The organism is Pandoraea sp. NPDC090278 (assembly GCF_044772185.1).
Classification (GTDB): domain Bacteria; phylum Pseudomonadota; class Gammaproteobacteria; order Burkholderiales; family Burkholderiaceae; genus Pandoraea.
Genome location: NZ_JBIVYJ010000004.1, coordinates 76,428 through 101,761 on the forward strand (window position 1 = coordinate 76,428; position 25,334 = coordinate 101,761).

Below are 25,334 nucleotides of genomic sequence, written 5' to 3' on the forward strand. Positions count from 1 at the left end.
CGTCAGGCGATGGCTTCGGCGAGCAGGGCGTCGTAACGCCCCTGCGCGCGCAAGATGAAGTCGCACAACTCGCGTGCGGCCCCTTCGCCGCCGCGCGTACTCGCGATCCAGTGACAGCGTGTCTTCACTTCGACATGCGCATTGGCCGGGCAGGCGGCGAAGCCCACGCGCGTGAGCACGGGCAGGTCGGGCCAGTCGTCGCCGATATGTCCGCAGACGTCGGCCGTCACGCCCACTTTGGCACACAGGTCTTCAAACGCGGTGCGCTTGTCGTGCACGCCCTGATAGACGTGTGCGACACGCAGATCCGCCGCGCGCTTGGCGACGATATCCGACTGGCGTCCCGTGATGATGGCGGTGACGATGCCCGCTTCACCGAGCAGCTTCAGTCCGTGGCCGTCGAGCGAATCGAAGGTCTTGATGACTTCGCCGGCCGGGCCGTAGCGCAGGCCGCCGTCGGTCAGCACGCCGTCGACGTCGAACACCATGACGCGCAGACGCGCCGCGCGAAGCGTGGCGGCCGCTGCGTCGAAGGGGACGATGCCGGAGGCGTTGGGGGGATTCGTTTGACTCGGATGACTCATTGGCAGACGGCTCTGGGCAGACAACTCACACGACCTTGGCGGCGAACAGGTCGTGGACGTTCAGCGCGCCGACCAGGCGACCGTTTTCCGTCACGAGCAACTGCATGATGCCGAAACGTTCCATCAGTTCGGCGGCTTCTGCGGCGAGCTTGTCCGGATCGATGGTGCGCGGATCGGCCTTCATCACGTCGGCCAGCTTCAGCGAGGTGAAATCGAGTGTACGCTTGAACAAACGACGCAAGTCGCCGTCCGTAAAGATACCGACGACGCGATCGTCGGCATCCACGATGGCGGTCATGCCGAGACCCTTGGCGGTCATCTCGATCAGGGCGTCGGAGAGATTGGCGTCGGAGCGCACGCGCGGCACGGCGTCGCCGGTACGCATGACATCGCGCACGAAGGTCAGCAGTCGGCGGCCCAGTGCACCACCCGGATGCGAGCGGGCGAAGTCTTCTGCGCCGAAGCCGCGTGCGTCGAGCAGCGTGACGGCGAGCGCGTCGCCGAGGGCGAGGGCGGCCGTGGTGCTGGCGGTGGGCGCGAGGCCCAGCGGGCAAGCTTCCTTCTCGACGTGCGCGTCGAGATGCACGTCGGACAGACGGCCAAGGCTCGATGCGGCGTTGCCGGTCATGGCGATGAGCTTCGCGCCAATGCGCTTGATCATCGGCAGGATGCTGACGAGCTCGCCCGTTTCGCCGGAGTTGGACAGGGCGACGACGACGTCGTCGGCCGTGATCATGCCCAAATCGCCGTGGCTGGCTTCTGCCGGGTGAACGAAGAATGCGGGGGTGCCGGTGCTGGCGAACGTGGCGGCGAGTTTGCGGCCGATGTGGCCGGACTTGCCCATCCCGGTGACGACGACGCGCCCGCGGCAGGCAAGCAGCAGCGAGACCGCTTCGAAGAAGCTGTCGTCGAGGTGCGCGGACACGCGTTCGATGGCGTCGGCTTCAGTGCGCAACACCTCCCGGGCGACCTCTAGTGCCCGGCCTGGATTGATTTTCGCTATCATGCGCGGAGTATATCAAAACGGACGTGGCGTCGAAGGACAGCCGCGCCACGTCTGGCCCCGCGCCCCGCCCAGCGCCATTCGGGACATCGCCCGAACCGGTCGGGTTTCCTCTCCCGGGGCCGCCGCCCGGACGTACGCTGGCACGGCCCTTGCATGACATTGGCAAGACAACGCACCCCGCTCACCCGGAATCACTCAGGAAACCGACCCTAGCTGATGGCATCGCCGCTCGAACTCACTCTCGTATTGTTGTTTGCCGCCTGCGTCGGGGTGGTGCTGTTTCGCATGCTCCATCTGCCGCCGATGCTGGGCTATCTCAGCGTGGGCATCGTCATCGGCCCGCATGCGCTGGGACTGGCGGCCGATTCACAGCGCGTGCAGTACCTCGCAGAGTTCGGCGTCGTCTTCCTGATGTTCTCCATCGGCATCGAATTCTCATTGCCCAAGCTAAAGAGCATGAGGCGGGTGGTGCTCGGACTCGGCGTCTCACAGGTGCTGGGGACGTTGCTCGTCGCCGTCGGCATCGGCGCACTCGTCAACCTGTTCTGGTCGTTCTCATGGCAGGCCTCGGTGGCGCTGGGCGGCGCGCTGGCCATGTCTTCGACGGCCATCGTCACCAAGATGCTTGCCGAACGGCTCGAACTGGAGACGGAGCACGGCCGCAACATCATGGGCGTGCTGCTGTTCCAGGATCTGGCCGTGGTGCCGTTGCTGATCGTGATCTCCGCGCTCGGCGGTAACTCGAAGGCGCTGGTGCTGGCGCTCTCGCTGGCGGCGCTCAAGATCACCGGCGCACTGGCGTTGTTGCTGTGGATCGGGCAGAAGCTTGTCGGGCGCTGGTTCCACATCGTGGCCGCGCGACGCTCGCAAGAGCTCTTCATGCTCAACCTGCTGTTGCTCACGCTGGGTCTGGCCTACATCACCGAGCATCTGGGCCTGTCGATGGCGCTGGGCGCGTTCATCGCGGGCATGCTGATCGCTGAGACGCCGTTCCGCCATCAGGTGGAAGACGACATCAAGCCGTTCCGCGACGTGCTGCTCGGGCTGTTCTTCATCACGACCGGCATGCTGCTAAATCCGGAAATCGTGCTCAAGCAGCCGTTGCTCGTGTTGTTGTTCTTCATCGGTCCGCTGATCGTCAAATTCACGCTCATCGCGGGGCTGGCGCGTCTGTTCGGCAGCCCGCCGGGCACGGCGATCCGCACCGGGCTGGGGCTGGCGCAAGCGGGCGAATTCGGCTTCGTGCTGCTCAATCTCGTGATCGACCGGAGTCTGCTCGACCCGTCGCTGTCGCAGGCGGTGCTCGCCGGGATGCTGCTCTCGATGCTGTGCGCGCCGTTCCTCATCATCAACGCCGACCGCATTGCGCTGCGCTTCGTCGCCAACGAATGGATGATGCAGTCGTTGCAGATGACCAAGATCGCGACGCAGAGCATCAAGACGTCGGGGCATGTGATCATCTGTGGATACGGCCGATGCGGTCAGAACCTGGCGCGCATGCTGGAGCAGGAGGGCATCGGTTACGTGGCGCTCGACCTCGACCCCGACCGCGTGATGGAGGCCGCCAGCTCCGGCGAGACCGTGGTGTTCGGCGATGCGGCACGGCGCGAAGCGCTCGTCGCGGCAGGGATTCACCGGGCGGCGGGCATTGTGGTGACGTACGACAGTACCCCCGCGGCGCTCAAGGTACTCGCACAGGTGCAGGCGCTGGAGCCGACGCTGCCCGTGGTCGTTCGCACGGTCGACGACACACATATCGACGACCTCATCGCTGCCGGGGCCACCGAAGTCGTCCCGGAAATCGTGGAGGGCAGCCTGATGCTCGCCTCGCATGCGCTGGTGCTCATGGGCGTGCCGATGCGCCGGGTGTTGCGCCGCGTGGCACAGGCACGTAACGAGCGCTATAGCCTGTTACGCGGCTACTTCCACGGGCTGGACGACGAGGATGAAGGCGGCGAGCGCGAGCAGGTACGCCTGCAATCGGTGCCGCTCACCCTCAATGCATCGGCGGTGGGCCGCACGCTCGGCGAGCTTCGGCTGGACAAACTCGGGGTGACGGTGACGGCGATCCGTCGGCACGGCATTCGCGGGGTGGAGCCGGTGGCGGAGACGCGTCTGATGGCCGAGGACATCGTGGTGCTGCGCGGCCTGCCCGATAAGCTGGTCGCAGCGGAGACGCGGCTGCTGGGGCACGAGTAGAGCGACAAACTGCACGCAAAGTCGGACCGTCACAGGGAGCCCGGGCCTTTTTGGCATAATGTGGCGTGTTCCCTATCAGTACCGAAAGAAGGATCCCCGTGCAGATCGACGAGTCCCCTGCCGCCTACATCAAAAGCCAGATCCGCACCGTGCCGGATTGGCCGGCACCCGGCGTGCAGTTCCGCGACATCACCCCGTTGCTCAAGAACCCGCGTACCTTGCGGGTGCTCATCGATGTGTTCGTGCATCGCTACATGGCGCAACGCCCCGACTATATTGCGGGCCTCGATGCGCGCGGCTTCATTCTCGGCTCGATCCTCGCGTACGAGCTGAACATCGGCTTCATCCCCATTCGCAAGAAGGGCAAGCTGCCTTATCAGACGGTTGCCGAAGAGTACGAGCTGGAATACGGCAGTGCGACGGTCGAGATTCATGCCGACGCCTGCGGTCCCGGCGACCGCGTGCTGCTGATCGACGATCTGGTCGCCACGGGCGGCACGATGCTCGCCGGTAAGAAGCTGCTGGAGCGCCTCGGCGCGACGGTCATCGAGGGTGCTGCCATCGTCGACCTGCCGGAGCTGGGCGGATCGAAGCTGATTCGCGATGCTGGTCTGGACCTCTTCCTGCTGTGCTCGTTCGAAGGGCACTAAGCGTACGAAGCGCAATAAGCGCACCGACCGATTTCTGACTCTCCGACCCGGACGCACCGATGCCCAATCTCTGGCTGTTCCTGCTGACCTCGGTGGCTATCACGCTTGCGCCCGGGCCCGACAACATGCAGGTCATCGCACGCGGCATCGCGCAGGGCCGCCGCGCGGGACTGGCCGCTGCGGCCGGTTTCACCTTCGGCTGCCTTTTCCACACGACGATTGCGGCAGTGGGCCTCGCGGCCGTGTTGCGCTCGTCGCCGTGGGCGTTCGAGACGATCAAGCTGCTCGGTGCGGCCTATCTCATCTGGATCGGCATCAAGGCGCTGCGTGCGCGTGGTGCGTTGACGCTGGCGAACGACACCGAACCGCAGTCGCTCGGTGCCGTCTTCCGCCAGAGCGTGTTTGCGAACATGCTCAACCCGAAGGTCACGCTGTTCTTTCTCGTCTTCCTGCCGCAATTCGTGAGCGCCGACGCTGCCCATCCGGGCTGGCAGATGGTGCTGCTCGGCCTCGTGTTCATGGCGCAGACCATCGTCGTGTTCAGTGCCTACGGCTGGTTCGCGGGCGTGCTGGGGACGTGGCTCAAGCGCCGTCCGGGGGTGGGGCGCTGGCTCGATCGCGTGGCTGGCGCGATCTTCATCGGTCTGGGATTGCGTGTCGCGTTACAGGGGTAATGCACGACACGTGACGTTCGCAGCTTCGTGGACGTCGTCCCGTCATTCGTAGTCCAACTGATATTGCTCGATCATGCTCGCCGAACAACGCCAACAATACGTGCTCGAACAACTTGCCAAGACCGGGGCGCTGGCGATCAGCGATCTGGTGCGGGAGCTGGGTGTCTCGCGCGAGACCGTGCGACGCGACCTCAACACGCTCGCCGCGCGCGGTCTGCTGCTCATGACCCACGGCGGCGCGCTGGCCGCCGATCGGAGTGAGCCCGACTGGACGCTACGTGAGAACGTCAACGCAGTCGGCAAGCGCGCCATCGGCGTGCGCGCCGCAGAGCTGGTGCCCGACGGCGCGTCGGTCATCATCGACTACGGCACGACTACGCGCGCTGTCGCACAGGCGCTGCTCTCCAAGCACCGTCTGCGCATCTACACCAACGACTGGCAGATCGCGCGCCTGCTCGGACGCCATCACGACAACCGCGTGACGCTGCTCGGCGGCGAGTTGCAGGACAACGAAGACGCCGTGCAGGGCTGGGACGCCATCAACCAGATCTCGCAATATCACGCCGACTTCGCGTTCATCGGGGTGGGTGGCGTGACCGAAGATGGCGGCATCACCGATTTCAACCGCGCTGCGGCCGAACTGCGCGCACGCATGCTGTTGTGTGCGAACGTGTCGGCTGTCGTCGCGGACCACACCAAGTTCGGTCGCGTGACGCCTGTGCGTATCCGTCATTTCGAAGCGGCCCGCTACCTCATCAGCGACGCTGCCCCGCACAAGAGTATGCTGGCCCAGCTTCGCGCGCGCGGCCCGGAACTGCTCATCGCCTGACGACGACCGGTCCGCCCGGGACCGGTCATCTTTCTCTCTCGTCCCGTCACTTAGTCGCACGTCGCCGCGCGTGCTTGCACACGTGTGCCTTAGGTCGCCACAGCACGCCACACGTCGCCAAGATCCGTTTCGCTCCCTGAAAATCTTTCCCGCCAAACGCGCCGCGAGGGGCTTGTCGCACGGCCTTATGCGGTGGTTTTTCCTGTCGATACGTGTTCGTCAGGATGCCAAAAATATGTAGACAAAGTTGCCGCGCGGCTGCGGCAGCGTCCCCGCATCATGTCACCCATCCTGACGTAGTCAGCTTTTCTCCGACACGTTGCATCGCCCCGAAAACGTTGCCAAGCCATTGAACATATAAGGGTTTTGGCCGTACGAAAAAAAGCTGATCGATTGTCACTGTCTTGTCATCCGGGCTTTTTAGACTGCGTTCACTTTTGGCACAAATTGCCACAAAACAGCTAGTCGAGCGATGCGGACGACGTCTCCTCCCCGGGGGACGTCGCAAGTCACAGAGCATCGGGGCCGACCGGCGAACTGACTCACAGGTGAACCGTGGACGAAGCGATTCGAATCGAGCGACTGACCAAGACCTTCGGGAGCCGCCGTGCCCTCGACGAAGTGGCGCTCAAAGTCATGCCGGGCGAAATGATCGCCCTGATCGGGGCCTCCGGCTCGGGCAAGTCGACGCTGATGCGTCACATCGCGGGCTTCGTGCCTGCCGACCAGCAGCCGGGCAGCATCGAGATTCTGGGTCGTCCGATCCAGCGCGACGGCCGCATCGTGCGCGAAGTGCGTCAGATTCGCCGCGACATCGGCTTCGTCTTCCAGCAATTCAATCTGGTGGGCCGCCTGCCGGTCATCACCAACGTGCTCACGGGGCTGCTGGCCCGCGTGCCGCTGTGGCGCAGCCTGATGTTCCGCTTCACGACGGCCGAGCGTCAGGCCGCCCTCACGGCACTGGCGGAAGTGGGCATCGCCGACTTTGCCTTCCAGCGTGCCAGCACGCTCTCGGGCGGTCAGCAACAGCGCGCAGCTCTCGCGCGCACGCTTGTGCAGGGCGCCAAGATCATTCTCGCGGACGAGCCGATTGCGTCGCTCGATCCGGAATCGGCGCGCAAGGTCATGGACATGCTCGCGCGCATGAACCGCGATCACAAACTGACGGTGGTCGTCTCGCTGCACCAGGTGGACGTTGCCATGCGCTACTGCGTGCGCACGGTGGCGCTGCATCAGGGCCGTGTGGTGTACGACGGCCCGTCCTCGGCGCTCACGCCGGACCTGCTGCGCCGTCTGTATGGCGTGCAAGCAGGCGAACTGCTGAACGAAAACTCGGAAGATTCCGAATCCCCGGCGAACGGCGAAGCGAAGCCGGCCGACGCGGAAGCCCCATTCCTCACCTCGATGTCCCTAAGCCTCACTTAAGTCCTATCTGACCAGGAGCTTGCTCTCATGAAACTGTGGAAAACCCTGCTGGCCGGCGCGGCCATGTTCGCCTCGGTAGCGGCGGCAAACGCGCAGGAAATCAACTTCGGCATCATCTCGACGGATTCCAGCGCAGCCCTGCGCCAACGCTGGCAGCCGCTGATCGACGATATGGAGAAGCAAACGGGCATCAAGGTGACCCCGTTCTTCGCCACCGACTACGCCGGCGTGATCGAAGGCATGCGCTTCAACAAAGTGCAGCTCGCATGGATGGGCAACAAGGGCGCGATGGAAGCCGTTGATCGCTCGCAAGGCGAAGTCTTCGCCAAGATCATGTACGCCGACGGCACCGAGGGCTACTACTCGCTGCTGATCTCGAATGCATCGAGCCCGTACAAGACGCTCGACGACGTGATCAAGAACGGCAAGAAGATCAACTTCGGTCTGGGCGACCCGACGTCGACGTCGGGCACGCTGGTGCCGGGCTACTACGTGTTCGCGAAGAACAACATCGACCCGCGCACGTACTTCAAGACCGCACGTAGCTCGAACCACGGCGCGAACCTGATGGCTGTGATCAACAATCAGGTCGACGTTGCGACGAACAACACCGAAGAGCTGAACAAGCTCGAAGCCACGCAGCCGGAGAAGGCCAAGCTGGTGCACGTGATCTGGAAGTCGCCGCTGATTCCGTCGGATCCGCTGCTGTGGCGCAAGGACTTGCCGGACGGCACGAAGAAGAAGATCCGCGACTTCTTCCTCTCCTACGGCAAGGACGCACACGAGAAGGAAGTGCTGAAGAACATCTACAACTACGGCGGTTTCCGCGCGTCGTCGGATGCTCAGCTGCTGCCGATTCGTCAGCTCGAACTGTTCAAGCAGAAGGTGCAGCTTGAGTCGGACGCCAACATCGACGCCGCCAAGAAGAAGACGCAACTGGCCGAACTCGACGGCAAGCTGGCGGCACTCGACAAAGAGCTGAACAAGACGAAGTAAGCGGTAGGTAGCAACCGACCTGCGCGTCGTTCGTCACGATGGAAGACGCGCAGGTCGAAGCAAAACGATTCAAGCGATGGCGGACCCGGGAGCCGGGTTTGCCATCTCCTCAGCGGTCCGAAATTTCGCCGGTGGCAGCAGCGCCGGTATGACACGTGGTACTCGACATGAACACCAGCGCATCAATCACTGCCAATGGCCGCCTGCCGGGCGAGCCGCCCAAGCGTTCTTGGCTGTCCCTGATCAGTTGGGGCATCTTCTTTCTGGTCCTGGTGTGGTCGTGGAGCGGCGCCGACATGCGTCCGCTCGATCTGATTCGCGATTCCGGCAACATGAGCCAGTTCGCGCACGATTTCTTCCCGCCCGACTTCCGCGACTGGCGCGTATACGTCAACGAGATGCTCGTGACGATTCACATCGCGGTGTGGGGCACGGCACTCGCTGTCATCTGCTCGATTCCGATGGGTTTGCTCTCGGCGTCGAACATGGTGCCGGTGTGGGTGTATCAGCCGGTGCGTCGGGTGCTGGACGCGTGCCGCGCGATTAACGAAATGGTTTTCGCGATGCTCTTCATCGTGGCGGTGGGTCTTGGCCCCTTCGCCGGTGTGCTCGCGCTGTGGGTGCACACGACGGGCACGCTCTCGAAGCTGTTCGCCGAGGCGGTCGAAGCGATCGACCCGCGTCCGGTGGAAGGCGTGCGTGCGACGGGCGCTCGCGCCATCGACGAAATCCTGTACGGTGTGCTGCCGCAGGTCATGCCGCTGTGGATCTCGTACACGCTGTACCGCTTCGAGTCGAACGTGCGTTCGGCGTCGGTGGTCGGGATGGTGGGCGCAGGCGGCATCGGTGTGGTGCTCTACGAAGTGATTCGAAGCTTCCAGTACGCCCAGACGTGCGCAGTGATGGTGATCATGGTGATCGTGGTGACGTGTATCGACGTCTTCTCGGCCCGCGTGCGCAAGATGGTGATCTGACGGATCGGACTGATCTGTCGAAACTTATGTTGGTGCAGTAGCTGTACGCGGTACGCAGTGTGGACGCTGTGGAAAAGAGAAAGGGCGCTTCGGCGCCCTTTCTTGTTGAGGGGGTCGCACACGTCACATAAAGAAAAAGGCCGCGTTAGCGGCCTTTCTCAATGGTGCAACCGATTCGCCATCAGGCGATCCGCTGTCCCACCATGAACGTCTCGCGCGGAATCGGCGGCATGCCGGGGCGCACGGCCACGCGCACCATATCGGCACGCAGGCCCGGCTTGATGCCGCCACGATCCGTCAGACCGGCCGACTGCGCCGGATTCCACGACACCGTGCGCATGGCCTTCGAGAGCGTCCAGCCGCAGTCGGCGTGATCGTTATGCAACTGGAACGCGGCTTGCAGCAGGCTCGCCGGAACATAGTCCGACGACAGGATGTCCAGCACGTCTTCACGTGCCAGCTCCGCCGCCGCCACGTTGCCCGAGTGTGAACCGCCACGCACCACGTTCGGTGCCCCCATGATCACGCCAATCGCCTTGTCGTGCGCTGCACGCGCGGCGACCAGCGTCGTCGGAAATTCCGACAGCGCCACACCGTCGCGCTGCGCTTCTTCCACGTGTTCGAGCGAGGTGTCGTCGTGGCTTGCGAGCGGCAAGCCGCGTGCACGGCTCATCTCCACAATCGTGCGGCGATGCGGAATCGCATACATCTCTTGCTGCGCACGCAGATCGGCCAGCATGGCTTCCCATTGCGCGTCCGGCACCTTGCCGTTGCGCTCGTGATACTGACGGTGCAGCACCGGGTCGTGCCACTGACGCTGACCCGGCGTGTGATCCATCACCGACACGAGACGCAGCAACGGGTGATCGCACATGTCGGCAAACGTGTCGGCGGCGTCTTGCGTCGCGATTTCGCAGCGCAGATGCAGGAAGTGGTCCGCACGGAACAGCCCCGCTTCGATGGTGTCGAGCAGCGCCTGACCGCACTCGGCTTGCAGCTTGCGGCTGCGCAGACCCGATGCATCGCGCTCGCCGATGACCAGCGAGTCGAACACCGTCGTGATACCGGCGGCGGCGACCTGTGCGTCGTGAATCGCAAACGCAGCGTGCGTGTTCCAGTACACGCCGGGACGCGGTGCGAGGTGCTTCTCCAGATTGTCGGTATGCAACTCGACAAGCCCCGGCACCAGATAATCGCCTTCCCAGTCGACGGCTTCAGCGGACTGCGTCGTTCCTTCTTCCACCGCGTGGATGAGACCCTCGCGGACCTCGACCACGCCGGTGAAGGTCGTGTCGGGCGTGACGATGCGAGCGTTCTTGATAAGCATGGACAGACTCCGGGGGATCAATGTGCGGGACGAAGCACCGGACGCATGGCGAGCGTTCGCGTCGCCACTTCGTCGCGGGTCGCCTCGTCGTGGAAGATGCCCACGATGGCGCTCCCCGCTGCACGGGCTTCGGTAATCAGTTGCGAGACCACGGCGCGGTTCTGTGCGTCGAGCGACGCCGTCGGCTCGTCGAGCAGCAGCACCGGTGCGGCGGCGATCAGCCCGCGCGCGATGTTGATGCGCTGCTGTTCGCCGCCGGAGAACGTCGCCGGGGCGAGCGACCAGAGGCGCTCGGGGATGTTCAGACGCGCCAGCAGATCGCGCGCACGACCGGCGGCGTCGGCGTCGCCATGACCCAGACGTCGCAGCGGCTCCGCCACGATGTCGAGCGTGGTGACGCGCGGAATCACCCGCAGAAACTGGCTGACGTAGCCGAGCGTGGTGCGTCGCACGGAGAGCACTTCGCGGGCGGTCGCGGTCGTCAGATCGACCCAGTGTTCGCCCTGACCTGCGTCGTGACGGATCTCGATACGGCCTTCGCCCGCCAGATAGTTGCCGTACAGGCAACGCAGCAGCGTGCTTTTGCCCGAGCCCGAAGGGCCGACGAGCGCCACGCATTCGCCGCGTCGCACCGTGAGGTCGACACCTTCGAGTGCCGGAATTGCCGCACCGCCCTGTGCGTGCAGACGGAAGGTCTTGTGCAGACCTTGTGCGCGCAGCATGACGTCGCCTTCGCGCGTGCCCAGCGTAAGTGCCGCGCCGCTGAGCGACGTTGCAGACGTAGTAAGGTTCGTTCCGGAGTTCATACGGGCAGTACCGAGGAAACCAGCAATTGGGTGTAAGGATGTTGCGGGTCGTCGAGGACCTGATCGGTCAGCCCGGCTTCGACCACGCGCCCCGCCTGCATGACGATCAGGCGATGCGCGATGAGTCGCGCCACCCCGATATCGTGCGTGACGATGATGGCGGCAAGATGAAGGCGTTCCACGAGCGAGCGCAGCAGGTCCAGAAGACGCGCCTGCACCGACACGTCGAGACCGGCGGTCGGCTCGTCCATGAACACGAGACGCGGCTCGGTCACGAGGTTGCGGGCGATTTGCAGACGCTGCTGCATACCGCCGGAGAACGCGCCGGGCATTTCGTCCACGCGCGCCGGATCGAGTTCGACCTGCGCCATCCAGTGACGCGCCTTCTCGCGGATATCCCCAAAGTGACGCGCACCGACGGCCATCAGACGGTCGCCGATGTTGCCGCCCGCCGACACGTTCATGCGCAGCCCGTCACGCGGGTTTTGCTCGACGAACCCCCACTCGGTGCGCAGCAGACGACGCTTGTGCGCTTCGTCCAGCGCGCTCAGGTCGTGCAGCACGCCGTCGGTGCCGCGATAGTGGAGCGATCCGGCGTCGATCTCGTGACGCAGGGCCAGCGCGTTAAGCAATGTCGACTTGCCCGAGCCGGACTCGCCGACGACGCAGACCACTTCGCCCGGCCACAGATCGAAGCCGACGTCGGCGCAGCCGACGCGATCCCCGTAGTGCTTGCCCAGTCCCGCTACGCGCAGCAGCGGTTCGTCCAGTGCCGCGACATTGCGCTCGACCGGTTGCACGGAATCAATCACGGCGTTCATGCGCGCTCCTTCGCGGCGTGCGCCACATCTGCCATGTTTGCGGACGAGCGGTTTCCGCAGTAGTCGCTGTCCGAACACACGTACATGCGCGTGCCTTCGTCGTCGGTGATGACTTCGTCGAGGAAGCTGTCGGTTGCGCCGCACAGCGCGCAATGCGCGTCCCACTTCTGGATTTCGAACGGGTGGTCGTCAAAGTCGAGACTCTCGACTGACGTGTACGGCGGAATCGCGTACAGACGTCGTTCGCGTCCCGCACCGAAGAGTTGCAGCGCCGGATTCATATGCAGCTTGGGGTTATCGAATTTCGGAATCGGGGAGGGCGACATCAGATAGCGCCCGTTGACGATGACCGGGTAGTCGTAAGTCGTCGCGATCGCGCCGTGACGCACGATGTCTTCGTAAAGGCGCACGCGCATCAGGCCGTATTCGCCGAGCGCATGCAGCTTGCGCGATTCAACGATGCGCGGCTCCAGACGGAACATCGGTTCGGGCATCGGCACCTGAAACACGAGGATCTGGCCGTCGTGCAGCGAGACTTCGGGAATGCGGTGACGCGTCTGGATAACGGTCGCCTCCGACGTCTTCGTCGTGGTGGCGACACCGGCTGTGCGCGCAAAGAAGCGACGGATGTTCACGGCGTTGGTCGTGTCGTCCGCGCCCTGATCGATGACCTTGAGCGTGTCGTCGGCCCCGATCACGGCGGCGCTGACCTGAATGCCGCCCGTGCCCCAGCCATACGGTAGCGGCATTTCACGGCTGCCGAACGGCACCTGATAGCCGGGAATGGCTACAGCCTTGAGCAGGCTGCGACGGATCATGCGCTTGGTGTGTTCGTCGAGGAACGCGAAGTTGTAGCCGTCGGCCGTGGCGGCGCTGGCCGCAGACGGTTGAGCGGTGTCTTGCAACGTGGCGGCGTCGTTCATGCTGCCTCCTGAGAGTTCTGAGCGGCAGGGGCGGTGGCGTCGTCGCTCGCTTGCGTGCCGGATGTAGCGTATTTCGCGGCGTGCTCGGCGCGCAGGCGGCGCACCAGTTCCAGCTCTGCCTGGAAGTCGACGTAGTGCGGCAGCTTCAAGTGCTGCACGAAGCCCGACGCCTCGACGTTGTCGCTGTGATAAAGCACGAATTCCTGTTGCTGCGCGGGCGAGGTGGCTTCGTCGCCCAGTTCGTTCGTGCGCAGTGCGCGGTCGACGAGCGACATGGCCATCGCCTTGCGCTCGTTGTGGCCGAATGCCAGTCCGTAGCCCTGCGTGAACTGCGGCGGAGTGTCCTGATTGCCACCGAACTGCGTGACCATCTGGCACTCCGTCACTGCGATCTCGCCGATGTCGATGGCGAAGCCGAGTTCTTCCGGTTCGATCTCGATGGACACCTGACCCAGACGGATTTCGCCCGCGAACGGGTGATCGTTGCCGTAGCCGCGCTGTGTGGAATAGCCGAGCGCGAGCAGGAAGCCTTCGTCGCCGCGTGCGAGATTTTGCAATCGCGCCGTGCGCGACGCTGGCGTGAAGAGCGGCGAGTGCACGAGGTCGTGCGGCTCGGGGTCGGCGCCGTCGGTGTTCAGTGGTTCGAGCAGACCGTCGCGCTTCATGATGTCGGTGACACGCGTGGTGGCCGCGATGGGCGGCACGTCCGGGATATCGGCGGCGGTGGATGTCTGCGGCGCTGCGGCCGGTGCGGCGTTCGTGCGAAGTTCGCCAGCGAGCGGTGCGTCGGACGTTTCACCTTCGGCAAGCAACGCGAAGTCCAGCAGACGCTGCGTGTAGTCGTACGTTGCCCCGAGCACCTGACCACCGGGCACGTCCTTGAACGTAGCCGAGATGCGGCGCGACAGACGCATCGACGCTGTATCGATCGGCTTCGTGGTGCCCAGACGCGGCAACGTCGTGCGATACGCACGCAGCAGGAAGATCGCTTCGACCAGATCGCCCGAGGCCTGCTTGATGGCCAGCGCTGCGAGCGTCTCGTCGTACAACGCGCCTTCGCTCATCACGCGCGAGACTGCGAGACGCATCTGTTCGCGAATTTGCGTGACGGTGAGCGCGGGGATGTCGGGATTGCCACGTCGCGCGCGGGCGAGCAGGTCCCAGGATTGTTCGATGGCGCGCTCGCCACCTTTGACTGCGACGTACATCAGCAAACCTCCACATGCGTGGTGCGCGGCAGCCCGAGCACCGTGTCGCCAGCGGCGATCAACAGGTCGAGACCGGCGGGAAAGCGCGGTGCGAGTGCGGCGCGCGCCTGCCAGAAGGCGGTGTCCAGACCACCGACGGTGACGTCCGCGTGCGTCTGAATGCCCGGGCCGCGCAGACGCAGGTGCAGTCCTTCGCTGGTGTGACCGACGTTCAACGTCGAAACATCGACGATCAGCGTGGCGCTGTGCTCCGGCGATTCGGCCGTGCCGAAGGCGAAGCGCTCAAGCGCCGGGCAACTGGCGGGATCGGTGAGCAACGCGAATTGCGCCTGTGCAAGATCTGCTTCGCCGCTGAGCAGCGGTGCACCTGTGTGAAAGCGCAGGGCGCTGGCCACTTCACCGAGCGGCGATTGGAGCCAGACGGGCGTCGTGGCGTCGGCCAGCGCGAGCAGCGTGGCGCGCGCGGCAACGCTGGCTTCGTCGCTATGACCAAGACGCTGACCGACCTGGCGCAACTGGCCGGGGCGGGCGAGCGCATCGAGCACTGCGCGGAAGACGCCTTGAGCGTCGTGAACCGGATCGTCGAACCCGGGTTGCAATTCCGACCAGTCGGGCATGGTTGCCGTCAACATTCAGGCCTCCCGGACCATGGTGAAGAACTCGACGCGGCTGGCGGCCACGTCGGCGTCGTTCTGTGCTGCGGTGGCAGCCAGACGTTGAGAGATCGCCGCGAGCGGACCGGCGGCAAGCACGCCACGGTGCTGCGGCATTTGCATCAGGGCGTCCAGACGCGCCACGCGCACGGCGCGCTCTGCGTCGCGACCCAGCACGTAGCCGGTGCCAACCACGCCGTCCTGCTGGCGCAGCGTGCAACGCGTGACGGTCGTCTCGCCGAGGTTGAAGCGGTCGCCGCTGCCGCCAACGCGTCCCTGCACCAGCACGAGGCCGGTCTGCGGGGCGCGCAGCCAGATGAATTGCGGGGCGTCGGGGCAACGGGCGATGGCGTCGTCGAGTTCGTCGCGTGTGGCACGCGCAAACAACGCAAGCCACCGGGCGCGGTCCGCCTGTTCCTGCGGGGCGGCGCCGTCCTCGTCACGGGGTGTGTCGGGAGATGTGATTGGCATAATTGTCTAGTCGTATAGACGTGTGTATGATCGCAATAACTTCAGATGGGGTACTGCTCGCGGCCTCATTACAACTTTCCGGGGTGTCAATTTGATGACAGCACAACTCGAACGTGGCGGCGGTGTTGCGGTCTGGCGGCAGATCGCGCAGATTCTGGCAACGGAAATCGGCGAGCGTCGTTATGGCGAAGGCTCGCCGGACGACCGTCTGCCGAGCGAGACGGACCTCGCGCAGCGCTTTGGTGTGAACCGTCACACGGTGCGCCGCGCGATTCTCGGTCTGGCAGAGCAAGGGCTCGTGAACGTCGAACATGGACGCGGCACCTTCGTGCAGGCGGCCGCCATCGGTTATGTGATCGGACGCCGCACGCGCTTTACCGAGAACCTGTCGCAGAACAATCTGAAGACCGCGCAGCAGATCATTTCCGCGCACAGGCTCAAGGCCGAAGGCAGCGTCGCGCACGCGCTCGGACTGCGTGCGGGCGCACCGGTCTATCGGCTGGAGCTGGCGCGGCGCAGTCTCGATCCACAAGGCATCGAACTGCCGCTCGCGTATAGCGAGAACTGGTTTCCGGCGTCGCGCTTTCCCGACTTTCCGGATGTGTTCGCAGAGCACGAGTCGATCAGCACCACGCTCGCTATCTTTGGCGTGAAGGACTACACGCGTCTGGAGAGTCGCATCGGCGCACGCATGCCCGACGCGGACATTGCCCGCCACCTTGGGATTAACCGTCAGCAGCCTGTGCTAAGCGTAGAAAGTACGGATGTGGACGAAGCAGGCAAGCCGATCAAATACGGCATTGCCTACTTCCCGGCAGACCGTATGCAGCTTGTAGTGCAGGGGGCGACAGAATGAACCAAGTACAGCAACAGCAGCAGCAACAACAGCAACTCGACTTGTCGGTAGCGCGTTTTGCGATCTACTACGCACCGCCGTCCGGCTCTTGCTGGTGGCACGAAGGCAGCCGCTGGCTCGGGCGCGATGCGATCGCCGCGCGCGTGCTTCATGCGCCGACGGTGGAGGGCTTGTCGCGTTCGCTGCACGACCTCACCGTCGATCCGCGACGCTATGGATTGCATGCCACGCTCAAAGCCCCGATGCGGCTTGCACCGGAGGCGCGACTGAGCGATCTGTCGGGCATTGCGGCGGCGGTGGCGGCGCGTCATGTGCCGTTCGATCTGACGGTCCATACCGACGTGATCGGCACCGACAACGGCAAGTCGCCCGGCTTCGTCGCGTTGCGTCCGAAGGCTGGCACCTCCGACGAGAAGGCGGTGAATGCGCTGGCGGCCGATTGCGTGCAGGCGTTCGACGCGCTGCGTGCACCGATGAACGACACCGAACTGGCCAAACGAAATCCGCATCTGCTAACGTCGCGTCAGCGCGAGTGGCTGGCGCAGTGGGGATATCCGTACGTGTTCGACGAATTCCGTTTTCACGTCACGCTCTCCGACCGCGTGACGGCGGGCGACGCCACGGTCATCACCGACTGGTGGCAGCCGCGCGTGCAGGCACTCGGGCCGATGCGCGTCGACAGTCTCGCCGTCTTCGTGCAACCGACACCGGACGAGCCCTTCGTCATGTTCGAACGTTTTGCCTTCAGGGAAGCTGCATGAATCACGCACGTCTGTTTTACGTGATGGGGCCGTCCGGTGCGGGCAAGGACTCGTTGCTGGCGTACGCACGAGCGAAGCTCGATCACGCGTCGTCCCCCCGTTCGCCGGTGTGCTTCGCGCATCGTTACATCACGCGTCCGCCCTCGGAGGGGGAGAACCACATCGCGTTGTCGCACGCCGAATTTTCGGCGCGGCATTCGCTCGGTTGCTTTGCACTCGACTGGGAAAGCCACGATTACCGCTACGGCATCGGCGTCGAAATCGATGCGTGGATGCACGCGGGCGCGAATGTCGTGGTGAATGGCTCGCGTGCATTTCTCGCACAGGTCGTCGCACGCTATGCCGAACGTCTGCATCTGGTGGAGATTCGCGTCGACCCGGAAGTGCGGGCGCAACGTCTGGCGAAGCGTGGCCGCGAATCCGGCGACGCGCTCGACAAGCGTGTCGCGCACAGCGTGGCATGGACGCCACCCGAAGGTATTCCGCTCTCAGTCGTCGATAACGACGGCGCACTCGAAGCGGCGGGCGATACGCTGCTCGCCCTATTGACGTCGCGGCCCCAGCGCTGACAACAGACAGTCGAGCGCTCGCCGATAGTCGCCATCGTCCGGTGGCGGCACGGCGGGCGCGTCGTCGTCGCGCGCAAAGGGCAGGCCACTGCCATGCGCATGATCGATCAGAATGTCTCGCCAAAGGAGCGGTTCCGTCGTCATGGTTTGCAGCAGCCCGGTCAGACGGTCGGTGATCTCGCGCGTCACACCGGCAAATGCCTCGGGTGTGGCGAAGATCGCGAGCGTCAGTTGCGGATGGCGACGCACGGCCGCGTGATACCGGACCAGAATTTCGCGCACTTCCTCGTGACACGCGAGGCCCGCGTCGATGTCTCTGAGCACGTCGGCGTACACCGCGTCCGACAACGCGCGTACCAACCCGGCGTAATCCTCGACGTGATGGTAAAGACTCATGGGCGTGACGCCGAGCCGACTGGCCAGCGCGCGCATGCTCAGTCCCTTTCCACCATTTTCGCTCTCGTCGAGCAGTGCGAGCGCCGTTGTCAGGATAGCGTCTCGCGTGACCCCTGTGCCCTGTGCGGGCCTTCCACGCGGCCGTCTCACGCCACGACCCGATAAGTGGATTGCACCAATCCCGACGCAAAGCGCTGGCTGTCGATCAACTGCAAGTCGACGTCATCCGACAATGCGCCGAACAGCGGTTTGCCTGCACCGATCAGCACCGGCACCGTCGTGACGACGATGTCCGCGAGCAGTCCCTCGCGCAAATACGACTGCACCACCTTTCCACCGTCGACATAGATCCGGCTCACGTTTTCTCGTGCCAACGCCTGCATCAGCGCCCCGGGTGACAGGTCGGAGAAGCGCACTTTTCCCTTGAGCGCATCGGGTACCGGCGTATTCGCCAGTTGCGTCGACAGCACCGTCACGGGCAGATCGTAGGCCCAGGGGCCCATCGTCAGCACCTTCTCGTACGTACCGCGCCCCATCACGATCGCGTCCTTGTCGGCGATGAAGGCGGCGTAGCCGTGGTCCTCGGCGGGGTCGTCTCGTTGCAATTACCAGTCGATGTCGCCATCGGGCCGGGCGATGAAACCGTCAAGGCTGGTGGCGATGAATGCATGAGCTGTCGTCATGGCGTGGTTCGTCATTATTTATACGGCGTATATTTTTGCGCAAATGACCACCGAACACAAGTTGCACGTCTGAATGCGGCGTTGATGTCGTCAATGTGTCCGTTGATTTTATGTTGTATTGTGTGTTGTATTGTTGCAAATTATTGCAATGATTTTGAGGTTTCGATAGTCTCGCGTCATCGCTCATGTCATTGCCCGGCGTTGGCCGGTGCAAGTCTTTCCGGAGTCCATTCATGCCTTCAGCCTTGCCCACTCATGCCCGTGTCGTCATCGTCGGCGGCGGGATCGTCGGCTGTTCCGTTGCCTATCATCTGGCCAAGCTTGGCTGGACCGATGTCGTGTTGCTGGAGCAGGGGCAATTGTCGTGCGGCACCACATGGCATGCCGCCGGGCTGGTGGGGCAATTACGTTCGCAGGAGAGCATGACGAAACTCATCCGCTATTCCACGAAGCTCTACAGCGAACTGGAAGCGGAAACCGGGCTTGGCTCGGGATGGAAGCAGTGCGGTTCGTTGTCGGTCGCGCGTAGTGCCGAGCGCATGACGCAGCTCAAGCGCACAGCGGCCGTAGCGCGCGCCTACGGCGTGCAATGCGACGTGATCTCGCCGCGCGAAGCGGGCGAACTCTGGCCGGTCATGCGGACCGACGATCTCGTGGGCGCCGTGTGGCTGCCCGGCGACGGCAAGGCCAACCCGACCGACCTGACTCAAGCACTCGCACGCGGGGCGCGCAGCCGTGGCGTGCGCATCGCGGAGAACACGCGCATCACGCAGATTCACACGGCGTCGCCCAACGGCGTTCGTACGGCGACGGGGGTGTCGTGGCAGAACAAGGACGGCGAGCACGGACGCATCGACGCCGAGATCGTCGTCAACTGTGCCGGTCAGTGGGCCAAGGCCGTGGGGCGCATGTGCGGCGTGACCGTGCCGTTGCATTCCGCCGAGCATTACTACATCGTCACCGACCGTATCCCGGGCGTGCACACCGATCTGCCGGTCATGCGCGATCCCGACGGCTACATCTACTTCAAGGAAGAGGTCGGCGGTCTCGTGATGGGCGGGTTCGAGCCGAACGCCAAGCCGTGGGGCATGAACGGCATTCCCGAGAATTTCGAATTCCAGTTATTGCCCGACGACTGGGACCAGTTCGAGATCCTCATGGAGAACGCGCTCATTCGCGTGCCCGCGCTGGAGACGGCGCAGATCCGCCAGTTCTACAACGGGCCGGAATCCTTCACGCCGGACAACAATTTCATCCTCGGCGAAGCGCCCGAGCTTCGGAATTTCTATGTCGGCGCGGGCTTCAATTCGATGGGCATTGCGTCGGCCGGTGGCGCAGGGATGGCGCTCGCCGAGTGGATCGTGGCGGGCGAGCCGACGATGGATCTCTGGCCGGTCGACATCCGCCGCTTCGCGGGCTTTAACGGCAACGACACATGGCTGCACGATCGCGTGAAGGAAACGCTGGGCCTGCATTACGCGATGCCGTGGCCGAATCGCGAACTCGATACGGCGCGTCCGTTCCGGCGCTCGCCGCTGTACGCAACATTGCTCGCGAAGGGCGCGTGCTTCGGCAGCAAGATGGGATGGGAGCGGCCGAACTTCTTTGCACCGTCGCCCGAACAGGCGAGCATCGAGTACAGCTTCGGTCAGCAGAACTGGCACACATGGAGTGCGGCAGAGCATCATGCGTGCCGCGACGCCGTGGCGCTGTTCGACATGAGTTCGTTCTCGAAGCTGCTGATCAAGGGGCGTGACGCCGAACGCGTGTTGCAGACGTTGTGCAGTAATGACGTCGCCGTTGCCCCGGGGCGCACGGTCTACACCGCGATGCTCAACGAGCGTGGCGGCTACGAATCGGACTTCACGCTCACGCGCCTCGCGCCGGACCAGTATCTGATGGTCACGGGCTCCGCGCAGACCACACGCGACATGGACTATCTGGAGCGACGCATTGCCAGCCTGCCCGACGATCCGCGCTGCACCGTGGTCGACGTCACCGGCCAGTACGCCGTGCTCGCACTGATGGGACCGAACTCGCGTGCGTTGTTGCAGCAGGTATCCAAAGCCGATTTCTCCAACGAGGTGTTCCCGTTCGGCACGAGCCGCGAGATCGATCTCGGCTACGCGACGGTGCGCGCGACACGTTTGACCTACGTGGGCGAACTCGGCTGGGAACTGTACGTGCCGGTCGAATTCGCGGTCGGCGTCTACGAGACGTTGCATGCGGCGGGCGTCGCGTTCGGGTTGAAGGACGCGGGCTACTACGCTATCGATTCGTTGCGCATCGAGAAGGGCTATCGCGCATGGGGACGCGAACTGACGCCGGATGCGAACCCGGTTGAAGCGGGTTTGACGTTCGCCTGCAAGCTCGCGAGCGACATCGCCTTCACGGGACGCACCGCCGTCGAACTGGCGAAGTCGAAAGGCGTGCGCCGTCGGCTCGTCAGCGTCGCGCTCGACGGGGCGAGCGACAAGATGCTGTGGGGCGGCGAAGCGGTGCTGCGTGACGGTCAGCCTGTCGGGTTCATCTCCTCGGCGGCCTTCGGCCACACCATCGATGCGCCCGTGGGCCTCGCCTATCTGACGAACCCGGACGGCCCGGTGTCCACCGAGTACATCGAGGCCGGTCGTTATCAGGTCGATCTCGCGGGCGAGCTGCTCGACGCGCGGGTGCAACTGCGCGCGCTTTACGACCCGAAGGGGGAGCGGGTGAAGGGCTGAACGCCACTCATCACCCGCGCTTCGGGCGAACTCGTCGCCGCTTCTGTAAAATGCCGCTTTTGCCTCGATTTCGCGCGCCAACGCCTGGCGCGCGTCCGGTCTCTGACGTATGTCTTTTGCTTGTATTGCGGCGGCGCGCCGCTTCGACGACCGAGCGCATCTGCCGCTCGTGATCGGCTCGCAGCGTTTTGGATGGATTCGCCGTAGCGACGTCGAGTCGCTGTGCCGCTGGCCTGACGTGTTCGAGATCAGCTCGCTCGCCGTGCGCATTCATCCGCGTCACGATACGTGCGAAGCCCGCACGGCGGCGCTGGCGCCCGTGATCGAAGCCCTCGCCGCCGAGGGGCGTATCACCGGCTGGCGCAACGAGCATTACGCGATCCGTCAGCGTCTGTACGACACACCGCTGGCGTGGATCGAACGCGCCGCCTCCCGTTTTTTCGGCACGCGCACGTTTGCCGTGCATGTGAACGGCTACGTGCCCGCTCGCTTCGTCGGCGAAGCGCCGAAGATGTGGATCGCGCGCCGCAGCGTGCTCAAGGCCACCGATCCGGGCTGTCTCGACAACCTGTCGGCGGGCGGCATCGGTAACGGCATTGGTGTGGGCGATACGCTGGTCAAGGAGTGCTGGGAAGAAGCGGGTATTCCGGCGCATCTGGCCAACGAAGCGCGTCCGGGCCGTACGCTGCACATCCTCGCGGAAATTCCCGAAGGCGTGCAGTCCGAGCAGATTTTCGTCTACGATCTTGCGCTGCCGCGCGGGTTCGTTCCCGAGAATCAGGACGGCGAGGCAAGCGCGCACTGGCTGTGCTCGGCGGGCGACGTACGCGACGTGATCGCGCGCGGCAAGATGACGGTCGATGCAAGCCTCGCGAGCCTCGACTTCCTGCTGCGCGAGGGCGCGATTCGCGTGAAGGACTGCGCCGGTATCGAGGCGTTGTTCAAGCCAGCGGACGAGTAAGCCCGCGTCGACATGCGCCGGATGCCGAGTGCGCGTCCTGCCGATATCGAATCGACCGCATCGACCGAATCGACGAATTACCGAATTTCAACACTGCAACGCTCATTGCAAGCCTTTGCCCAGGAGCAATCATGGCACCGATCGAAAATAGCTACATTCTGAAGTTGTCCTGCCCGGACCGTCCCGGCATCGTCCACACGGTGGCCGGTTTCCTGGTCGAGCGCGGCGGCAACATTCTCGACTCGGCGCAGTTCAACGATCGCTTCACGGGCGGCTTCTTCATGCGCGTGCATTTTCAGCAACTGCCGGGCCAGACCGATCTGGCGTCGCTCCAGCGTGACTTTGCACCGCTGGCCGAGCAGTTCGAGATGGAATGGGAACTGGTCGACGCGTCGATCAAGCCGCGCGTCATGCTGATGGTGTCGAAGATCGGCCACTGCCTGAACGACCTGCTGTTCCGCTACAAGACCGGCCAGCTCAACGTCGAAATCCCGGTGATCGTCTCGAACCACAAGGATTTCTACCAACTGGCGGCGAGCTACAACATCCCGTTCCACTATCTGCCGCTCATGAACTCGACGCCCGAGTCGAAGGCTGCGCAGGAAGCCAAGGTGTTCGCGCTGGTCGAAGACAACAACATCGATCTGGTGGTGCTGGCCCGTTACATGCAGGTGCTCTCCAGCGACCTGTGCAAGAAGCTGGCGGGCCGCGCCATCAACATCCACCATTCGTTCCTGCCGAGCTTCAAGGGCGCGAAGCCGTACTATCAGGCGTTCGACCGTGGCGTGAAGCTGATCGGGGCGACGGCGCACTATGTGACGTCCGATCTCGACGAAGGTCCGATCATCGAGCAGGAAGTCGAGCGCGTCGACCACACGATGGACCCTGAGCAACTGACCGCCATCGGTCGCGACGTGGAATGTGTCGCACTCGCGCGCGCCGTGCGCTTTCACGCCGAGCACCGCATTCTGCTGAACGGCCACAAGACGGTGATCTTCCGCTAAGCGGCCAGTTCAAAAACACGGGGCGGCACCGCCGCAGGCGATGCCTGGCCGCGGACGAGGCGATCAGTCGTTGGCGGCCGCTTCGGCTTCGCTCTGCTCGATGGCCTTGACGATGATGCGCAGCGTGGCGTCGAGGTGATCTTCCGTATGCCGCCTGGCGGCGGCCACGTCGCGTGCACGGTACTCGTCGAGCATCTGCTGGTGCTCGTGATTACTGACCTCGACGTGCACGGGCCGCATATACAGCGACAGCGCAATGTAAGGGCCGGACGCATCGCGTAGCGTCTTGATGAGATGCGCCAGGCGGGACTCGTCCTGCGATGCCCACAGTGCCGCATGAAACGCCTGATTCAGCTCGGTCCATTTGGCGACATCCTGCGTGGCGAGCATTTCCGCGTGAAGCGCCTGCGCGTGCGCAATGTCCGCTTCGCTGATCGTGGCCATCGCCTGCTCGGCCATCATCGGTTCGAGCGTCTTGCGCAATCGGTAGAGCTCGTTGACGTCGTCGACCGTCAGACCGCGCACCACCGCGCCGCGGTGAACGTCGAAGAACACCAGCCCCTCGGAGACGAGCGTGCGCAGTGCTTCGCGCACCGGCGTGGTCGACATCTCCAGACGGCGCGCGAGGTCGTCCTGCCGCAGGCGGTCGCCCGCCTTGAGCTTGCCTTGCAGAATCTCGGTACGCAGTGTCTCGATGGCATATTGATATGCCGTGAGACGGCGGCGGCCAGACGTACCGGACACGCTGGCAGAAGCGGAGGACGTGCTTTTCAAAGCTGTGTGGTGTGAGGATTATCGACGCGTGAGTTTACTCCAATTCGTCAGGGCCTCCGTCACGGCGCCGGGCGCCACGCCCGAGGCAAGGAGCGCCGTCACGAGCAGCCGTGACTTGAGTCCCGAGAGCCAGCCGGACATCACCGCCCCACGTCGGACCAGATCGATTTCCGCCCCCACGTAACCGTAAGTTTGCGACGCCGTCGAGCCACCCGATGCTCGGCTTGCGATCACCACCGGGACCTTTTGCGTCAACTCGCCGATACGCTCGGCGAAGCCGAACGACACGTGGCCCGCGCCCTGCGCCGCGATCACCACGGCCTCATAACCCGCTTGCACTGCGAGTTCGGCAAGCTCACCCTCGTCACCCAGCACGGCGCTCACCAAAGCCACCTTCGGCCACGCACGGACCGGTCGTGCCAACGGCTGCGCACGCATCGGGGCGGCGTGGAAAAACGTCGGACGACCTTCCACCAGGCGCGCAGCAACGCCGCCGTCGAGCGACACGAAAGCCTGAACCGCCAGCGAATCGCCCTTGCTGACCCAGCGTGCATAGTGCGCCGTGTCGTTCATCACCACCAACACGCCCCGGCCTGCACTGTCGGGATGGATCGCCGTACGCACGGCCGACAGCAAATTGGCCGGACCGTCGGCACCGGCCGCCTGCGGCGCGCGCATCGCGCCGGTCAGGATCAACGGTGCGGGCAGCTTCCAGAACAAGTCCAGCAGGAATGCCGTCTCCTCCAGCGTGTCGGTGCCCTGGGTGAGCACCACACCGACGGCGCCCGCCGCGATCTGTTGCTCGGCCCAGGCAAGGACCTCCATCAGATCGTCGTAGCGCAGCGACGCGCTGGGAAGCTGACGAATCGATGCCGTCGTGATCGTCGCGACCTCCGACAAGCCGGGTACTGAGCGCGCCAGTTGCGTGGCGTCTAGCGTGGGGACGACGCCGCCTGCGGCGTCGGAGGGCGTCATGCTGATCGTGCCGCCAAGCGAGGCGACGGCAACCACGGGAAGCGAATTGGACATGGTGGAGGCTGGGTTTTTTGATTTCAGTTGAT

The 25,334-nt window shown here is 64.3% G+C and carries 25 protein-coding genes and 1 pseudogene; 13 read left to right on the forward strand and 13 right to left on the reverse strand.

The window, feature by feature from the left end:
- Nucleotides 1–2 precede the first annotated feature (2 nt).
- Together ACIQWO_RS15510 and ACIQWO_RS15515 are read right to left on the reverse strand one after the other, a co-directional pair.
- Nucleotides 3–488, reverse strand: a complete 486-nt coding sequence (locus ACIQWO_RS15510; protein WP_052253166.1) for an HAD family hydrolase — start codon at nt 486–488, stop codon at nt 3–5.
- Between the two features lie 121 nt (nt 489–609).
- A complete protein-coding gene (locus ACIQWO_RS15515; protein WP_039395525.1) occupies nt 610–1,590 on the reverse strand; it encodes an SIS domain-containing protein in 981 nt (326 codons plus the stop codon).
- 216 nt (nt 1,591–1,806) lie between these two features.
- On the opposite strand from ACIQWO_RS15515, the gene ACIQWO_RS15520 reads away from it, so the two are divergent.
- The 7 genes from ACIQWO_RS15520 (at nt 1,807) to phnE (ending at nt 9,337) form a co-directional block, all read left to right on the forward strand.
- Nucleotides 1,807–3,789, forward strand: coding sequence for a cation:proton antiporter (locus ACIQWO_RS15520; protein ID WP_402825591.1), 1,983 nt, complete (start codon nt 1,807–1,809; stop codon nt 3,787–3,789).
- Nucleotides 3,790–3,887: 98 nt separating this feature from the next.
- Nucleotides 3,888–4,439 (forward strand): adenine phosphoribosyltransferase, encoded by a 552-nt coding sequence (locus ACIQWO_RS15525; RefSeq protein ID WP_084009576.1) that lies wholly within the window; start codon nt 3,888–3,890, stop codon nt 4,437–4,439.
- Between the two features lie 59 nt (nt 4,440–4,498).
- Complete coding sequence (locus ACIQWO_RS15530; RefSeq protein WP_402825595.1) at nt 4,499–5,113, forward strand: LysE family translocator; 615 nt, start codon at nt 4,499–4,501, stop codon at nt 5,111–5,113.
- Between the two features lie 73 nt (nt 5,114–5,186).
- Nucleotides 5,187–5,942 carry a DeoR/GlpR family DNA-binding transcription regulator gene (locus tag ACIQWO_RS15535; protein WP_039395533.1) on the forward strand — a complete coding sequence of 252 codons (756 nt, stop codon included), beginning with the start codon at nt 5,187–5,189 and terminating at the stop codon, nt 5,940–5,942.
- A 555-nt stretch (nt 5,943–6,497) separates the two neighbouring features.
- Nucleotides 6,498–7,367: a phosphonate ABC transporter ATP-binding protein gene (phnC, locus tag ACIQWO_RS15540; RefSeq protein ID WP_402825599.1), complete on the forward strand. Its 870-nt coding sequence runs from the start codon at nt 6,498–6,500 to the stop codon at nt 7,365–7,367.
- 27 nt (nt 7,368–7,394) lie between these two features.
- Entirely contained in the window at nt 7,395–8,363 is a 969-nt protein-coding gene (gene phnD, locus ACIQWO_RS15545; RefSeq protein WP_402825602.1) for a phosphonate ABC transporter substrate-binding protein, read from the forward strand.
- 167 nt (nt 8,364–8,530) lie between these two features.
- A complete protein-coding gene (gene phnE / locus ACIQWO_RS15550; RefSeq protein ID WP_402825605.1) occupies nt 8,531–9,337 on the forward strand; it encodes a phosphonate ABC transporter, permease protein PhnE in 807 nt (268 codons plus the stop codon).
- Nucleotides 9,338–9,518: 181 nt separating this feature from the next.
- Here the strand turns inward: phnE and ACIQWO_RS15555 are convergent, their stop codons facing one another.
- The 7 genes from ACIQWO_RS15555 to phnG all read right to left on the reverse strand — a co-directional run bounded on the left by ACIQWO_RS15555 (nt 9,519) and on the right by phnG (nt 15,546).
- Entirely contained in the window at nt 9,519–10,664 is a 1,146-nt protein-coding gene (locus ACIQWO_RS15555; RefSeq protein ID WP_402825608.1) for an alpha-D-ribose 1-methylphosphonate 5-triphosphate diphosphatase, read from the reverse strand.
- A gap of 17 nt (nt 10,665–10,681) precedes the next feature.
- Nucleotides 10,682–11,386: a phosphonate C-P lyase system protein PhnL gene (gene phnL / locus ACIQWO_RS15560; protein WP_052253167.1), complete on the reverse strand. Its 705-nt coding sequence runs from the start codon at nt 11,384–11,386 to the stop codon at nt 10,682–10,684.
- Between the two features lie 80 nt (nt 11,387–11,466).
- Nucleotides 11,467–12,291, reverse strand: a complete 825-nt coding sequence (gene phnK / locus ACIQWO_RS15565) for a phosphonate C-P lyase system protein PhnK (RefSeq protein ID WP_402825611.1) — start codon at nt 12,289–12,291, stop codon at nt 11,467–11,469.
- Nucleotides 12,288–13,214, reverse strand: coding sequence for an alpha-D-ribose 1-methylphosphonate 5-phosphate C-P-lyase PhnJ (locus ACIQWO_RS15570; protein WP_402825614.1), 927 nt, complete (start codon nt 13,212–13,214; stop codon nt 12,288–12,290). Before ACIQWO_RS15570 ends, phnK begins: the two co-directional genes overlap by 4 nt.
- A complete protein-coding gene (locus ACIQWO_RS15575) occupies nt 13,211–14,422 on the reverse strand; it encodes a carbon-phosphorus lyase complex subunit PhnI (RefSeq protein ID WP_402825617.1) in 1,212 nt (403 codons plus the stop codon). Before ACIQWO_RS15575 ends, ACIQWO_RS15570 begins: the two co-directional genes overlap by 4 nt.
- Nucleotides 14,422–15,054, reverse strand: coding sequence for a phosphonate C-P lyase system protein PhnH (gene phnH, locus ACIQWO_RS15580; RefSeq protein WP_402825620.1), 633 nt, complete (start codon nt 15,052–15,054; stop codon nt 14,422–14,424). Before phnH ends, ACIQWO_RS15575 begins: the two co-directional genes overlap by 1 nt.
- A complete protein-coding gene (gene phnG, locus ACIQWO_RS15585; protein ID WP_402825623.1) occupies nt 15,055–15,546 on the reverse strand; it encodes a phosphonate C-P lyase system protein PhnG in 492 nt (163 codons plus the stop codon).
- A gap of 94 nt (nt 15,547–15,640) precedes the next feature.
- On the opposite strand from phnG, the gene phnF reads away from it, so the two are divergent.
- The 3 genes from phnF to phnN are packed head-to-tail and all read left to right on the forward strand — an operon-like array spanning nt 15,641 to nt 17,732.
- The gene (phnF, locus tag ACIQWO_RS15590; protein ID WP_402825626.1) at nt 15,641–16,402 is read left to right on the forward strand and encodes a phosphonate metabolism transcriptional regulator PhnF; all 762 of its coding nucleotides are present in this window, start codon (nt 15,641–15,643) and stop codon (nt 16,400–16,402) included.
- Nucleotides 16,399–17,163, forward strand: a complete 765-nt coding sequence (locus tag ACIQWO_RS15595) for a DUF1045 domain-containing protein (RefSeq protein ID WP_402825629.1) — start codon at nt 16,399–16,401, stop codon at nt 17,161–17,163. The genes phnF and ACIQWO_RS15595 overlap by 4 nt, the downstream gene beginning before the upstream one ends.
- Entirely contained in the window at nt 17,160–17,732 is a 573-nt protein-coding gene (phnN, locus tag ACIQWO_RS15600) for a phosphonate metabolism protein/1,5-bisphosphokinase (PRPP-forming) PhnN (protein WP_402825632.1), read from the forward strand. The genes ACIQWO_RS15595 and phnN overlap by 4 nt, the downstream gene beginning before the upstream one ends.
- Here phnN and ACIQWO_RS15605 read toward each other — a convergent pair.
- Both ACIQWO_RS15605 and ACIQWO_RS15610 read right to left on the reverse strand, forming a co-directional pair.
- On the reverse strand, nt 17,706–18,164 hold the full coding sequence (locus ACIQWO_RS15605) for a TetR/AcrR family transcriptional regulator (RefSeq protein WP_402825635.1): 459 nt from the start codon (nt 18,162–18,164) through the stop codon (nt 17,706–17,708). The genes phnN and ACIQWO_RS15605 overlap by 27 nt on opposite strands.
- A gap of 110 nt (nt 18,165–18,274) precedes the next feature.
- Nucleotides 18,275–18,811: pseudogene (locus tag ACIQWO_RS15610) on the reverse strand (dihydrofolate reductase family protein).
- 233 nt (nt 18,812–19,044) lie between these two features.
- Between ACIQWO_RS15610 and ACIQWO_RS15615 the strand changes: the two are divergent.
- From ACIQWO_RS15615 to purU, 3 genes are all read left to right on the forward strand, one after another.
- Nucleotides 19,045–21,534, forward strand: coding sequence for an FAD-dependent oxidoreductase (locus ACIQWO_RS15615; protein ID WP_402825638.1), 2,490 nt, complete (start codon nt 19,045–19,047; stop codon nt 21,532–21,534).
- A gap of 109 nt (nt 21,535–21,643) precedes the next feature.
- Complete coding sequence (locus tag ACIQWO_RS15620; RefSeq protein WP_402825641.1) at nt 21,644–22,495, forward strand: DUF4743 domain-containing protein; 852 nt, start codon at nt 21,644–21,646, stop codon at nt 22,493–22,495.
- 131 nt (nt 22,496–22,626) lie between these two features.
- Nucleotides 22,627–23,499 (forward strand): formyltetrahydrofolate deformylase, encoded by an 873-nt coding sequence (purU, locus tag ACIQWO_RS15625; RefSeq protein ID WP_402825644.1) that lies wholly within the window; start codon nt 22,627–22,629, stop codon nt 23,497–23,499.
- A 63-nt stretch (nt 23,500–23,562) separates the two neighbouring features.
- Here purU and ACIQWO_RS15630 read toward each other — a convergent pair whose 3' ends face one another.
- The gene (locus tag ACIQWO_RS15630; RefSeq protein WP_402825647.1) at nt 23,563–24,243 is read right to left on the reverse strand and encodes a GntR family transcriptional regulator; all 681 of its coding nucleotides are present in this window, start codon (nt 24,241–24,243) and stop codon (nt 23,563–23,565) included.
- Between the two features lie 48 nt (nt 24,244–24,291).
- Nucleotides 24,292–25,302 (reverse strand): asparaginase, encoded by a 1,011-nt coding sequence (locus ACIQWO_RS15635; RefSeq protein WP_402825650.1) that lies wholly within the window; start codon nt 25,300–25,302, stop codon nt 24,292–24,294.
- Nucleotides 25,303–25,334 lie beyond the last annotated feature (32 nt).